This window comes from endosymbiont 'TC1' of Trimyema compressum (assembly GCF_001584725.1).
GTDB lineage: Bacteria > Bacillota > TC1 > TC1 > TC1 > TC1.
The window spans coordinates 1,000,017-1,012,783 of the sequence record NZ_CP014606.1 but is presented as its reverse complement, the minus strand read 5'-3'; the positions used below and the strand labels follow the sequence as shown (position 1 = coordinate 1,012,783).

The window sequence follows — 12,767 nt, the reverse complement described above, 5'->3', positions numbered from 1 at the left end:
AAAAATGGAAGAACGTATTAATACTATTTAGTAGTAATTAAAATGACTTTGGCAACTATTTTTATGAAAATAATATAAAAGTACATTATAGAACTCCTTGGGCAAAATGCTGGAGGAGTTTTATTGTATACAGATAAAAAAGATTACTTTATATATGTTTAGATGTTATGGAATGCTTCAAAATGGAAATGGTTTTTATGTTATGCTTATAAAGAATATCCTTCTTTTTATAATAGGGGAAATTTGCTATAATAATTAGATAGAAGAAAATCAGGAGATGACGTGATTGAAATATTTTATTGAAATATGGGGCTGTCAAATGAATGAGCATGATGCTGAAACTTTGGCAGGTTTAATAGAAAAGAAGGGTTTCACTAAAAGTGATACGATTGAAGAAGCAGATTTAGTGGTTTTATATACTTGTTGTATCAGAGAAAAAGCTGAGGCAAAAGTGTTAGGTCGAATAGGTGCTCTGAAGAAAATTAAGGATAAAAAAGAAGGGAATATGATTACTGCTGTAGGAGGCTGTATGACCCAACAAGAAGATGTAGCTACTATGATTCAAAAACGTTTTAAGCAAGTAGATATTATTTTTGGGACTCATAATCTAAATGATTTTGATATTTTTCTTGAACAGAAAATGGCTAACCATGAAGGGGTTTATGCAGTTTCAAAAGAAGATTCTATGATGATTAAAGATCAAGTGCCTATGCGCCGTGCAGATGATTTAAAAGCCTATGTAAATATTATTTATGGTTGTAATAATTTTTGTTCTTACTGTATTGTCCCCTATGTGAGAGGTCGGGAGAAAAGCCGGTCTATTAAAGCTATTAGAGAGGAAGTTCAGTCTCTTTTAGCTAATGGCTATAAGGAGATTACTCTTTTAGGCCAAAATGTTAATTCATATGGTAAGGATTTTAAAGATGGAACTGATTTTTCCATGCTTTTAAAGGAGTTAGATCAATTAGGTGATTACCGTTTGCGTTTTATGAGTTCTCATCCTAGAGATTTTAATGAGGCTCTTGTTGATACTATTAGCGAAAGTAAAAATGTTTGTCCTCAATTTCATTTACCAGTTCAAGGAGGTAGTGATTCTGTTCTTAAAAGCATGAATAGAGGTTATACTAGAGATAAATATTTATCTCTAGTATCCTATATCAAAAAAGTGTTTCCTGAAGGGACTATTTCAACAGATATGATTGTTGGTTTTCCTGGAGAGACTGAAGAAGATTTTCAAGATACTTTAGATTTAATGGAAAAGGTTGGTTTTGATCAAGCTTATATGTTTATTTATTCTGTTCGTGAAGGTACACGAGCAGAAAATATGCCAAACCATATTAATCCTGAGGTTCAAAAAGAGCGGTTTGATAGAATGCTAACTTTACAAAAAAGAAAAAGTCTTGAGCGAAATGAAGCTATGTTAGGTAAAGTTTATGAAGTATTAGTTGAAAACAAGACGGCTAAAGGTGCTATGACTGGCAGAACGTTGGGTAATAAGGTTATTAATTTTAGCGGTTCGGAAAGTTTAATTGGAGAATTAGTGAAAGTGAAAGTAACTGATGCAAATACTTGGTCACTTTTTGGGGAAATAGTGGAGTAGGAGAAGAAGATGGCTTTGACACCAATGATGCGACAGTATTTAACAATTAAAGAAGAGCATGAAGATTGTTTTTTATTTTTTAGATTAGGTGATTTTTATGAAATGTTTATGGAAGATGCTAAAAAGGCATCTGCTATTCTTGAAATTGCTTTAACTGGAAGAGACGCAGGATTAGATGAAAAAATTCCTATGTGTGGCGTTCCCTACCATTCAGCAGCAAAAACTATATCAACCGCCTTGTTTCTAAAGGATATAAGGTGGCTATTTGTGAGCAGGTAGAAGATCCTAAGTTAACTAAAGGCATCGGTGAAAAGAGAAGTTGTCAGAGTTATTACGCCTGGTACTATTTTAGAGGAAAGAATCTTTATTAAGCTGTATCCCTTCTTATAATGGGTATGTTTCCATGTCAAAAGGGGAACATGTTGGTGCTTTAAAGAAACTGATTATGGAAGATACTATTAAAGGTTATAAAAGCATTAAAAAAAGTGCTATGATTTTATATCATTATTTAGATGATACTCAAAAAGGCAATATTGATTATTTAAAATCCATAGAATATTATACTTTAAATGACTTTATGTTTTTGGATTACCAAACTAGGAAAAATCTTGAAATTACTGAAAATATTAGAAAAGGTACACGAGAGAATACTTTGCTTTCTATTTTGGATAAAACGAGGACTGCTATGGGAGGTCGTTTGCTTAAAAAATGGCTAGAACAGCCACTTTTAAATAAAGAGGAAATACTTTGGCGCCAATCTATAATATCTTATTTGAAAAATGATTTGTTTTTAACAGATTCCCTAGGGAAGCATTTAAAAGATATTTATGATATTGAAAGAATACTTGGAAAAATTAGCTATGGGAATGGCAATGGTAGAGATTTACTTGCTTTAAAAAACTCTTTAGTGAGTATCGAAGTTATAAAAAAAGAGTTAATGGAGAAAGCCTTTAAACCTTTAGTAGAAGTAGTTGAGGCACTTGGTAATCCGATTTCACTTGTTGAATTATTAGAAAATAGTATTAATGAAGAAGCACTATTAACTGTAAAAGATGGTTCTTTGATTAAGGAGGGTTATCATAAAGAGGGAGCTGAATTAAGAACTATTACAAAGGAAAGTAAATCACTTGTTTTAAAGTTAGAAGCTGATGAGAAGAAAAGAACAGGCATTAAGTCTATGAAAATAGGCTACAACAGAGTTTTTGGTTACTACATAGAGGTCATAAAAAGTAATGTTCATTTAGTACCAGATAATTATATTATAAAGCAAACTATTGCTAATGGAGAACGCTATATTAGTGAACCTTTAAAAGAATTAGAATACAAAATTATTCATGCAGATGAAAAATTGAAACAGCTAGAGTATGAAATATTCCTAGGCATAAGAGAACAGGTTTTAAGCCAGACAGTTTCTTTAAAAAATCTGCCTATCATATTGCAATTATTGATAGTCTTTTGAGTTTTTCAAAAGTAGCCAATCAATATAATTATGTGGCAGCTGAAATTGTAGATGAACCAAGCTTTGAAATAGTGGATGGCAGACATCCTGTTGTGGAACGATTAGTTGAGTTTGGAGACTATATTCCTAACTCTTTCACAATGAATCCCAATGACAAGAATTTAGCTATTATTACTGGGCCTAATATGGCTGGCAAATGAACCCTTGGCTATTGTTTACTATAATGGCTCAATGTGGCAGTTATGTACCCTGCTACAGCCTTTAAATTAAGTGTTGTTGATCGCGTATTTGCTCGAGTAGGAGCCAGTTGATGATTTAGCCAGCGGTCAGAGTACTTTTATGGTTGAAATGAATGAGGTGGCTACTATTATTAATAATGCTACCGATAAAAGTCTGGTTATTTTAGATGAAGTTGGCAGAGGAACCAGTACTTTAGATGGTTTGGCTATTGCCTGGGCTGTCAGTGATTATTTATTAACAGCTATTAAAGCTAGAACTGTATTTGCCACCCACTATCATGAGTTAATTAATTTGGAAAATGAATACGCCAATGTGTTGAATTTATCAATGGCTGTTCAAGAATACAAAGATGATGTTGTTTTTTAAGGAAGGTAGTTAATGGTGGTGCTAGCAAAAGCTATGGTATCCATGTTGCTAAAATGGCTGGATTGCCTGAACATTTAATTAAGAGAGCTGAAGTAAAAATGACTGAATTAGAAAATCATGTACCTCCAATAACAGGAATTAATGATGGATAGCAAATGACTTTAGAGTTTGTGGAAAAAGAAAATCCATTAAAAGAAATGTTGGATTCAGTAGATCCTAATGCTATGTCTCCAATGGAAGCCTTACAGTTTCTTTTTGAGTTAAAGAAGGGGAAAAGGTAAATGTATGGAAAATACAATAATATTATTAGATAATCATACTATAAATCAAATTGCAGCTGGAGAAGTTATTGAATCACCAACTGATGTTATTAAAGAACTTGTTGAAAATAGTTTGGATGCTAAGGCGACTATGATTTATATTACTATTGAAAATGGTGGCTTAGATAAAATTAAGATTATTGACAATGGTTATGGGATACCTAAAGGGAATATTAAAAAGGCATTTATGCGTCATGGAGCTAGTAAGCTTACGACAATTGACTGGAAGAATGTCAATAGAGTAGATAGAAAAAGTGAAATTAAGTTTTAATAGAAGTGAAAAAATAGTCTTCTTTGGAATTAGGAGAAAGAATGTTATTAGCAGAGTGGGGACGTATAGGGGGTTGTAGAAGCCCTCAATGTGTTCAAAGCAGGAAAGCTTAATTTGAGCAAAGGAAGAAAAAGACCTACGAAGAATTTCTTCTTTTTTCATATATTTAAAAAGGACTCAACGACAGCATTGTCCCAAGGATGAGAAAGCTTAGAAAAAGATTGAATGATACCAAAAGAATCAAGGAGCTTTCTAAAGATAAAAGAAGTATATTAGGAACCTCTGTCAGAATGAAAAATAAGAGAAGTAGAAGGTTTTTGAGAATAAAAGGCTTTGATAAAAGTATCCTTAACAAGAGAAGTATCAATTTTAAGAGAGAGCTTCCAAGCAATAATTTTACGAGAAAATAAATCCATAATAACACAGAGATAAGCAAAAGAGGCATTTAAATTAATATAGGTAATGTCACTAGCCCAGACTTGATTGGGCTGAGGAACATTAAAATTTTGATTTAGGTAGTTAGGGCAATCAAAATTGGGAATAGACCTCGGATGAATAAACCGAAGTTTGATAGTAGGCATTTTAGGAAGATTCATGTCAGTCATCAGGCGGCTCGCTCTACCAATACTGATGTTGATGCCATAGTCATAGGAAAGAAGAGCCTTAATCTTAGATGGGCCAATACGTCTCTTAGTAAGATGACAAATCTCCGAGAATAAGCTGACGGAGTTTTTAATTCTCAATAGTTCTAGGAGAAAGTTTTTCCGAAAAGTATTTGTAATAGGAGCTGCGGTTCACTTTAAGGACATGACAAAGAAAAGAGATAGCGTGCTGAAAACGAAGGGTATGAACAGCCATTAATCTTTGTCTGAGTGAGGCGTGAATATGGCAATTGCTTTTTTTAAAATGATATTTTCCTCCTAGAGTCGAGCATTACGCTTTTGAAGATCCTTAATCTGCTTAGCGGTTAGAATAGTATCATCATCAATTCTAACCTGAGAATAAAGTTTAATCCACTTGTGTAAAGCAGACATGGAGACACCATATTCTTTAGAAAGTTGGGATTGAGTTTTACCGTTTTGGTGTAAATTAACAATACTTTTTTTAAATTCTTCATCGTATTTCTTGTAATTATTCATAATTTTATCCTTTCTTATGTGTCTACTTATTTAAAACATGTTTCACTTTTTCCTGTCTACTTTTTTAGTATATGTCCAAAATTAACTGAAAAGAGAGAAAAAGCAGAAATTAGAGAAGAAAAGCCCTTAATTGAAGAACAAATTACCCTAACAGTTTCAGGTAAGGTGAAGCCATTGAAAAAATCCATTTGAGGAAGTAATGATTATTGGTGACGTATCCAAACTTATTTAATTGGTGTATTGGAAGATAATTTGTATTTATTTGATCAACATGCTTGTCATGAAAGAGTTCGTTTTGAAAGAATTAAAAAAACAGTTTTTAGAAGATGGTTTTAAAAGTCAGTTTTTATTAAAACCTGAACTAATTGAGGTTGGCCAAAGCGATTATTTAAAAATTGTTGAACATATTATGACTTTAGAAGGTTATGGTGTCTTGTTAGAAGCTTTTGGTGAAAATGGTTTTACTTTAAGAGGGCTACCCTTATCTATGCCAGGAGAAGAAGCAGGACGGGATTTTCTCCTGGAATTAGTTGATAAAATTGAAAATAAAGAACTTGAGATGATTGAAGATTTTATGATTGAAAAAGCAGCTTGTGTAGGCTCTGTGAAAGCCTGGCATGTTTTAACAGAAAGTGAGAATAAAAGTTTATTGCTCCAGTTGGGACAATGCGAATTTTCCTACACCTGTCCTCATGGCAGACCGACTGTAATTAAATGGCCTACGGATGATTTAGAAAAGTTATTTTTAAGGAGTTAGGAATGATAGGATGTGTTTTAGGTCCAACGGGAAGTGGTAAAAGCAGTTTTGCTATTGCTACTGCAAAAGCAGTTAATGGTGCTATTATTTCTTGCGATTCAGTGCAAATATATCAAGGCTTTAATATTGGTTCAGGAAAAGTGACAGCAAAGGAAATGGCAGGTATTCCCCACTATATGTTAGATATTGTAACTGCAAATGAACCCTTTACTGTGGCTGACTATGTTAAGGCATTAAAGGAATCCATTAAAATTGTCCAAGATTCAGGTTATTTTCCTATTATTGTTGGGGGAACAGGACTATACTTTAAAGCATTTGCCTATCAATATAGTTTTAAAGAAAAAGCAATAGATGAAGCGTATAGAAAAAAGTTATACCAATTAAAGGAAACCAATGGTTCTGCCTATTTACATAATATGTTAGAAAAGGTAGATGCTTATTCGGCAAAACGAATTCATCCCAATCATGTGACCAGAATCATAGGAGCATTAGAGGCTATTCATTTAACTGGAAAACCAATTTGGGAACAAGAAAATGAGAGTGGTGGATTAAGGGATGATCTTATTGCAGCGGCATTAGATGTAAATAGACTTGCTCTTTATGAGCAAATTGAAAAACGGGTAGACCAAATGATAGACGAAGGGCTGTTACAGGAAGTTGAAGTATTATTGAATGCAGGGGTTTCAGAGGATTCTGCGCCTATGAAGACAATCGGTTATAAGGAAATGGTTTTATTTTTAAAAGGTGAAATGACTTTTGCAGAAAGTGTTTTAAAAATGAAACAGTCTACAAGACAATATGCTAAGAGACAGTTAACTTGGTTTAGAGGACATTCTGAGATTACTTGGCTACCATATACAAATAATCATGATAAAAAAAATAGTTTAAAGTGGTTTATAAATGAAATAGAAAAAAAACAGCAATTGTAATATTGCTGTTTTTTATGTTATAGTGTTACTTGTACAATAGTCATGAAATCGAGAATTAAAGTAGCATCCTTAAAACGAACTTCATAAATTTCGAGTGCATCTCCTCCTTGTTTTATTGTCATTGCAAAATCAGGGGATTTTTTAATAAATTCATCTTTTATGTCATGAATAGTAAGATTGCTTTTTCTACAGTACCTCCATTAACTCTGATATGATTGTTTCCTGTTTCTGGAATAGTTGTAAAGGCAATAGTGTTATTTTCAGTAAATTCCTTAATCTTATTATTGCCTTTAAATGTTGAAAAGTAGAGGATGCCTTTATCCTCTGGTGGGTTGTAAAAGAAATTGACCATTCTTACATTTGGCGTAGCTACTGTAGCTGTTGCTAGAGCAACTGTCTTTCCCTCAGTCATAATTTTGTTGAATGCATGTAAATAATCCATGTTAATAACTCCTTTTCTTATTCTAGATTAAGTATAGCATGGCAACCTTGACATCTATCTGTCAGGGTTATAAAATTAATTTAGCTTAATAGAAATAAGAAAGGGTTTAAAATGAAAATAGATCGCTTAATTGTTATAATAATGGTACTCTTAGAAAAAGATAGAATCAGTGTTACTAAACTTGCTGAAATGTTTGAGGTATCGCCAAGAACCATCTATGGAGATGCTGATACGCTAGATTTAGCTGGAATTCCTATTATAACCTACCCTGGTGTTAATGGTGGGATAGGTATTCTGGAGAATTACAAAGTAAGTAAACAGTTTTTCACAGCAATTGATATTACAGCTCTTTTATCTGACTTAAGCAATATATCTGCTACGTTATCGGCTGAGGATATGGCAGGTACATTAGCGAAAGTGAAAAGCCTAATACCAGAAGGTAAAAGAGAAGATATTGAACAAAAAGCTAAGAAAGTTTATATTGATTTGACAATGTGGTCTGGCAATACCTATGCTAGTCCTAATTTAGAAAAAGTAAAGGAATCTCTAGAGGGAAACAAGCTCCTTACTTTTACGTATTCTAATAGTGGTAACAAAAATCAAGTCGCACAGTTGAACCTTATCGTTTCGTCTTAAAAGAGGGGAGTTGGTATCTCCAAGCTTATTGTAGATTGAGGGAAGAATTTAGAATATTTAAATTAAATCGCATGTTTGAGGTAAAGATTGTAGATTCATTATTTGAGCCTAGAGAATTTATTGAGGAAGATCTAAGTGGGAAAGGCTGGGTTGATCAAAGAATTGTCTATATCAAATTAAAAGTCCATAATGATATGAGAGAACGGGTTATTGAACGGTGTAAAGAAGCAGCAATTAAACCTGTAGATAGTGATTATTTTATTGTTGATTTTCCTTTTGTAGAAGATGAATTAGGCTATGGTATTTTATTGAGTTTTGGTGATAAATGTGAGTGCCTTGAGCCTCAGCATATTAGAAATGAGTTAAAAGAAAGAATTATTAAAATGATGGCAATCTATTAATTAGATTAAAGAGGGAAGAGGTTAAAATGATTGAATTAATTTTTAGTCCCAGTTGGGGCAGCTAGTTTGGGTCTGGCGAAAGCCACAGGGGATAAGTCTCAAATTATGGGAGTGGAAATTTCTGGGAATACTTATGGTAATGAAAAGATTACCAATACTGTAGTTAAACCCTATACAGGGCTTAAGATTTCTGGAGATTACAGATATAGTGCTTATTTGGCTTTTGGCATAATCAGGGGATATCTCTCAGGTTACTGATGTAGACTCTCATATGAAGATGGTAAAGGAGATTTATGAAATTCATAATATGAAAAAACAATTGGGTGGAAGAAGAGCGTGAGAGTTTTAAAACACAATTAAAACGCCTTTATAAGACAGGGGATATGGGAGAAGATATTAGAATCTGGTGGAGTGATGCACCAGCTGAAGCCTGTGGATTTTACTGGGCTATGCATATTTTGCAAGACTCTAAAAGTAGAATTACCAGTGTGAAAATACCCCCTTTTAAATTGGAGGGAGATAGTCTTAGGTTTATTAATGGGACAAGTGATTTATCTCCAGAGGATATTGTAGAGATTTCTGCTACTGAAAAAAATATCATTTTTGAAGAGCGGAAGGCTGTGGCTCTATTTTGGGAAAAACTAGTGACTGAAAATGCTCCTTTGCGAGCAGTTGTTAATGGTATTCCTTGTTCTTTAGAAGAAGATTTTTATGACTGGGTTTTATGGAAAATATTTCCCCAGAGAGACTTTCAGGTAGTAGAAGCAATTGGCTTATCATTAATTCAGGGGACCTATTGTGGGGTAACTGATTGGTGGTATGCCCAGAGAATTAAGGCTTTTATTAGAAAAACAGGTTAGAAATAGTAGAAGACAACCAGAACTTTTACTATTCAGTAGTTTGTATAGCAAAGTAAATAATATGTATTATAATTTAAAAAGCCGTGCAGAGGTTTTCTGTATGGCTTTTTAAATTTCTAAATTATATTTACTTTATGAATAAAATCTTTTTTATAGGGTCTGTGGGCAAGATTGAGACAATAATTACCAATTATGATTATATTTTCTTCTTTTGCAGTTGCGTAATTAAGGGCACTGGCATAACTGTTAACTTCTGGGATTGGATAAGGTTCCAACTCGATCATTTCAGTAGTTCGAAGACCATTGGTTTTACTTGACCACAGATATGGACTAGCCCTTTAATAAACCTTTTTTAGTGCTTCAAAAAAGGTTTATTAAAGAGTTGGTTCATTTGCTTGAAAAATTTTTGGCCACTATATTTAAATTACCACTGGGATCTCCGTAGGAAATTATGGAAACACTTTTTTCTAATGCTAAATCCACATAGTGAAGTAAATCATTTTTTAATCTTTTTAAAAAATCAACTATAGTTGGATCCTTTGTTAAAATAGCTTTATAAAACAGACTCGTAGACATTATAAATTCACAGATTATAAAGGGACCTTCTATTTTTAAAACAATAGGTGTTTCATATTTTTTCTTAATCTCTTCAATTGCTTACAATATCTCTTTAAGGATGCCTTTGCCAAAATTCATAGGAGGAATATTCTTTATATCGTCCATAGATGTATAGATTCCTTGGTCTTTTACAATAGGTCCTGTCATGTCTGCACCTAATTGAAAGGCGCCTCCTAAAGCTTCGCTTTCAATGTTGGTAGAGAAGGGGATTGTAATGGTATCTTTATTTTCAAAGTTTTTTAAAGCAATAGCCATTTTAGCCATGCCTTTTCCAGTCGTAAATATTTGCTGAGGGGACAGTTTTTCTTTTTCAATAAGTAGGTTTGGAAAGAAAATTTGATCATCACCACCACAGCTAAATAAAGGTAATTTATCCATCTGTTTAACCTCTTTCATTGGATTTAGTATAGCCATTAATTATTCTTTTAGCAATGGTGAAAATTAGCTTTTAGAGAATATCATATACAAATACTTTATGTATATTTATCTAATGATAGGAGCATCTGGAGATTAGTTTATTATGATTTAGAGCAAAAACAGCTACATTTTGAATCATGAAAAGCATGTATTTAGTGCCATGTCCAAATGTGCATACTAAAGCAATGGAAAGTATGTGAAATTATGCAATCAAATGAAATAGTTTTTGCTAAGATGATGCTATACAATCAAGTTAAGAGACAGGTAAATTTTTTCAAACGCAGAGGAGGATAGGGTATGAATAACAAATCTATTTTAATGGAAGCCTTAAATAATAGGGATCCTGAACGGATTCCTTGGTTACCTTACGTTGGCGTTCATAGTGGCTATTTAATTGGTGAAACAGCAGAAGATTTATTAAAGTCAGCAGATTTAATTTTTGAAGGATTTAAAAAAGCTAGAGAAGAGTATAATCCAGATGGTTTGCCAATTGCCTTTGATTTGCAACTAGAAGTAGAAGCTTTAGGGTGTGGTTTGCTGTGGAGTGATGAAAATCCACCAGCAGTTAAGGATCATATTTTAGATAGGGTTCCTCTATCAGAATTAAAGATGATTACTGAAGAAGATGGTAGAATACCTATTGTTTTGGAAGCAACAGAAAGAATTATGAAAGAATATGGTGATGATATTGGCGTATTAGGTCTTGTATGTGGTCCCTTTACATTGGGCTTACATTTACTGGGTAGTAATATGATAACAGCCATGATTAAAGATCCTGAAAGAGTGTTGGAAATTTTAGAGTTTTGTGATGAAGTTTGCCAAGAGATGATAAAAATGTATTTAAAAAGAGGGGTTGAAATTATTGCTATAGTTGACCCTATGACCTCTCAAATTAGCCCTCAATTCTTTGGTAAATTTGCAGCTCCATATTATCAGAAGAGTATTGATTTAATCAGAGAAGCAGGAGGATACTCATTGATTTTTGTTTGTGGCAATGCAACGAGAGTTATTCCCAATCTAGCTAAAGTAAATGCAGATGGCTTTGGCGTATATGAGAACTTAGATTTTGCTTATGTAGCAGAAGAAGCTAGAAAAGAGAAAAGGGTATTTGCTGGAAATTTACCACTGACAGTAGGCATCCTTTTCGGTGAAGTTGAGGATAATATTGCTTTTGCTGAAAAATGCATTGAAGAAGGCAAGGGACCAGGATTTATTTTAGCTCCTGGCTGTGATATTCCTTATAGCAGTAGTCCTGAAAATATAAAAGCAATTACAGATGTTGTTCATAGAAATGATTAAGGAGGGTCCTCATGAGTAAGAAGGTATTGATAGAATTATTTACATTGGATTCAGGTGGATGTGCTCCCTGTACTTATATGAAAGAACTAGCTTTAGATGTGAGCGGAAAAATAGATGGAGACATTGAAGTTATTGAGCATAAGATTAAAGAAAAGGCAGCAGTAAAATTAATGAAATAAAGAGGTGTCACTGCAATTCCTACATTATGCATTGATGGTGATATTATGTACGAAAGCATTATTCCTGGAGAAGACTAACTCAGAAATGAATTACTTAGACGATTACAAGGGTAATTGGCTATGGAATAAAAAGAATGGAGGCGTTATCTATGAAAGAAGAAATTTTAAAGAAACTCAGTTATGCAATTGCTGAAGGTGAAACCGATGAAGGAAAAGCATTGGTTAAAGAAGCTATGGCGGCAGGCATAAGCCCCTTGAAATCTTAAATGACGGTGCTTCAAAGGGTATGGATATTGTTAATTAACGCTACAATGAAGGGGAGGCATTTTTACCTGAATTAATTGTTTCAGATGACACAATGACAGAAGTCATTGCCCTTATTTTTGAATCTATGAATACTGAAGAAATTGCTTCAACAAAATTAGGTTCTGTAGTAATTGGACAAGCTAAAGGGGACGTTCATGATATTGGTAAAAATATTGTAGCAGCTCTTTTATCTGTCAATGGATTTGAGGTTCATAATATTGGTATTGATGTGCCAGTAAAATCATTTATTGAGAAAGCTGAAGAAGTTAATGCCGACATAATTGGTATTTCTACTTTGCTGACTACTTCTCTACCTTATCTAAAGGATATTGTAAGCTATTTAGATGATTCAGGTACAAGAGATAAGTACTTTTATGTAGTAGGGTGGAGGACCGGTTACTGCTGATTTTGCTAAGGGTATTAAAGCTGATGGTTGGTCCAGAACTGGTTTTGATGCTTTAGAAATGTGTAAGCAGTTAATTAAGCAATGTAAACCTGTTGCTCAGGATACACTCATTGTTGACTCAG

General features: G+C 33.4%; 18 protein-coding genes and 3 pseudogenes. 17 read left to right on the top strand and 4 right to left on the bottom strand.

Annotated features, from left to right (window positions below):
* Window positions 1–286 precede the first annotated feature (286 nt).
* The 7 genes and pseudogenes from miaB (at window position 287) to AZF37_RS06295 (ending at window position 4,256) form a co-directional block, all read left to right on the top strand.
* A complete protein-coding gene (miaB, locus tag AZF37_RS06330; RefSeq protein ID WP_245611919.1) occupies window positions 287–1,600 on the top strand; it encodes a tRNA (N6-isopentenyl adenosine(37)-C2)-methylthiotransferase MiaB in 1,314 nt (437 codons plus the stop codon).
* A gap of 9 nt (window positions 1,601–1,609) precedes the next feature.
* A pseudogene (locus tag AZF37_RS06325) lies at window positions 1,610–1,945 on the top strand (MutS N-terminal domain-containing protein); the annotation flags it as partial.
* Between the two features lie 58 nt (window positions 1,946–2,003).
* Window positions 2,004–3,059 carry a MutS family DNA mismatch repair protein gene (locus AZF37_RS06315; protein ID WP_088370056.1) on the top strand — a complete coding sequence of 352 codons (1,056 nt, stop codon included), beginning with the start codon at window positions 2,004–2,006 and terminating at the stop codon, window positions 3,057–3,059.
* Window positions 3,056–3,259, top strand: a complete 204-nt coding sequence (locus AZF37_RS06310; protein ID WP_088370055.1) for a hypothetical protein — start codon at window positions 3,056–3,058, stop codon at window positions 3,257–3,259. Before AZF37_RS06315 ends, AZF37_RS06310 begins: the two co-directional genes overlap by 4 nt.
* A gap of 139 nt (window positions 3,260–3,398) precedes the next feature.
* Window positions 3,399–3,718 (top strand): annotated as a pseudogene (locus AZF37_RS06305) (MutS-related protein); the annotation flags it as partial.
* Between the two features lie 102 nt (window positions 3,719–3,820).
* On the top strand, window positions 3,821–3,946 hold the full coding sequence (locus tag AZF37_RS12355; protein ID WP_281178839.1) for a hypothetical protein: 126 nt from the start codon (window positions 3,821–3,823) through the stop codon (window positions 3,944–3,946).
* A 4-nt stretch (window positions 3,947–3,950) separates the two neighbouring features.
* Complete coding sequence (locus AZF37_RS06295) at window positions 3,951–4,256, top strand: ATP-binding protein (RefSeq protein ID WP_088370052.1); 306 nt, start codon at window positions 3,951–3,953, stop codon at window positions 4,254–4,256.
* On the opposite strand, the pseudogene AZF37_RS06290 reads toward AZF37_RS06295, so the two are convergent.
* A pseudogene (locus tag AZF37_RS06290) lies at window positions 4,246–5,395 on the bottom strand (IS3 family transposase). The gene AZF37_RS06295 and the pseudogene AZF37_RS06290 sit on opposite strands and share 11 nt — an antisense overlap.
* Window positions 5,396–5,413: 18 nt before the next feature.
* On the opposite strand from AZF37_RS06290, the gene AZF37_RS10555 reads away from it, so the two are divergent.
* The 4 genes from AZF37_RS10555 to miaA are packed head-to-tail and all read left to right on the top strand — an operon-like array spanning window position 5,414 to window position 7,081.
* Window positions 5,414–5,587, top strand: a complete 174-nt coding sequence (locus AZF37_RS10555) for a hypothetical protein (protein ID WP_162473952.1) — start codon at window positions 5,414–5,416, stop codon at window positions 5,585–5,587.
* A 48-nt stretch (window positions 5,588–5,635) separates the two neighbouring features.
* Complete coding sequence (locus tag AZF37_RS13350) at window positions 5,636–5,731, top strand: hypothetical protein (RefSeq protein ID WP_425425421.1); 96 nt, start codon at window positions 5,636–5,638, stop codon at window positions 5,729–5,731.
* Window positions 5,691–6,152, top strand: coding sequence for a DNA mismatch repair MutL family protein (locus AZF37_RS06280; RefSeq protein ID WP_162473951.1), 462 nt, complete (start codon window positions 5,691–5,693; stop codon window positions 6,150–6,152). The genes AZF37_RS13350 and AZF37_RS06280 overlap by 41 nt, the downstream gene beginning before the upstream one ends.
* Before the next feature lie 2 nt (window positions 6,153–6,154).
* Window positions 6,155–7,081, top strand: a complete 927-nt coding sequence (gene miaA, locus AZF37_RS06275; protein ID WP_088370049.1) for a tRNA (adenosine(37)-N6)-dimethylallyltransferase MiaA — start codon at window positions 6,155–6,157, stop codon at window positions 7,079–7,081.
* A 157-nt stretch (window positions 7,082–7,238) separates the two neighbouring features.
* On the opposite strand, the gene AZF37_RS06270 is transcribed toward miaA, so the two are convergent.
* Window positions 7,239–7,523, bottom strand: coding sequence for a pyridoxamine 5'-phosphate oxidase family protein (locus AZF37_RS06270; RefSeq protein ID WP_342668632.1), 285 nt, complete (start codon window positions 7,521–7,523; stop codon window positions 7,239–7,241).
* 111 nt (window positions 7,524–7,634) lie between these two features.
* Here AZF37_RS06270 and AZF37_RS11740 point away from each other — a divergent pair, with 111 nt between their 5' ends.
* The 3 genes from AZF37_RS11740 to AZF37_RS06255 all read left to right on the top strand — a co-directional run bounded on the left by AZF37_RS11740 (window position 7,635) and on the right by AZF37_RS06255 (window position 9,420).
* Window positions 7,635–8,159, top strand: a complete 525-nt coding sequence (locus tag AZF37_RS11740) for a helix-turn-helix transcriptional regulator (protein ID WP_245611918.1) — start codon at window positions 7,635–7,637, stop codon at window positions 8,157–8,159.
* 71 nt (window positions 8,160–8,230) lie between these two features.
* A complete protein-coding gene (locus AZF37_RS11735; protein ID WP_483855410.1) occupies window positions 8,231–8,560 on the top strand; it encodes a WCX domain-containing protein in 330 nt (109 codons plus the stop codon).
* A 323-nt stretch (window positions 8,561–8,883) separates the two neighbouring features.
* Window positions 8,884–9,420, top strand: coding sequence for a DUF3658 domain-containing protein (locus AZF37_RS06255; protein ID WP_088370047.1), 537 nt, complete (start codon window positions 8,884–8,886; stop codon window positions 9,418–9,420).
* Between the two features lie 116 nt (window positions 9,421–9,536).
* On the opposite strand, the gene AZF37_RS10550 is transcribed toward AZF37_RS06255, so the two are convergent.
* A complete protein-coding gene (locus AZF37_RS10550; protein ID WP_162473950.1) occupies window positions 9,537–9,704 on the bottom strand; it encodes a hypothetical protein in 168 nt (55 codons plus the stop codon).
* A gap of 373 nt (window positions 9,705–10,077) precedes the next feature.
* Entirely contained in the window at window positions 10,078–10,416 is a 339-nt protein-coding gene (locus AZF37_RS06245; RefSeq protein ID WP_088370045.1) for a uroporphyrinogen decarboxylase/cobalamine-independent methonine synthase family protein, read from the bottom strand.
* A gap of 336 nt (window positions 10,417–10,752) precedes the next feature.
* On the opposite strand from AZF37_RS06245, the gene AZF37_RS06240 reads away from it, so the two are divergent.
* The 3 genes from AZF37_RS06240 to AZF37_RS06235 all read left to right on the top strand — a co-directional run bounded on the left by AZF37_RS06240 (window position 10,753) and on the right by AZF37_RS06235 (window position 12,645).
* Complete coding sequence (locus AZF37_RS06240; RefSeq protein ID WP_088370044.1) at window positions 10,753–11,754, top strand: uroporphyrinogen decarboxylase family protein; 1,002 nt, start codon at window positions 10,753–10,755, stop codon at window positions 11,752–11,754.
* Between the two features lie 11 nt (window positions 11,755–11,765).
* Window positions 11,766–11,933 carry a hypothetical protein gene (locus AZF37_RS10545; protein WP_162473949.1) on the top strand — a complete coding sequence of 56 codons (168 nt, stop codon included), beginning with the start codon at window positions 11,766–11,768 and terminating at the stop codon, window positions 11,931–11,933.
* A gap of 358 nt (window positions 11,934–12,291) precedes the next feature.
* Complete coding sequence (locus AZF37_RS06235) at window positions 12,292–12,645, top strand: cobalamin-dependent protein (RefSeq protein WP_088370043.1); 354 nt, start codon at window positions 12,292–12,294, stop codon at window positions 12,643–12,645.
* Window positions 12,646–12,767: the final 122 nt, after the last annotated feature.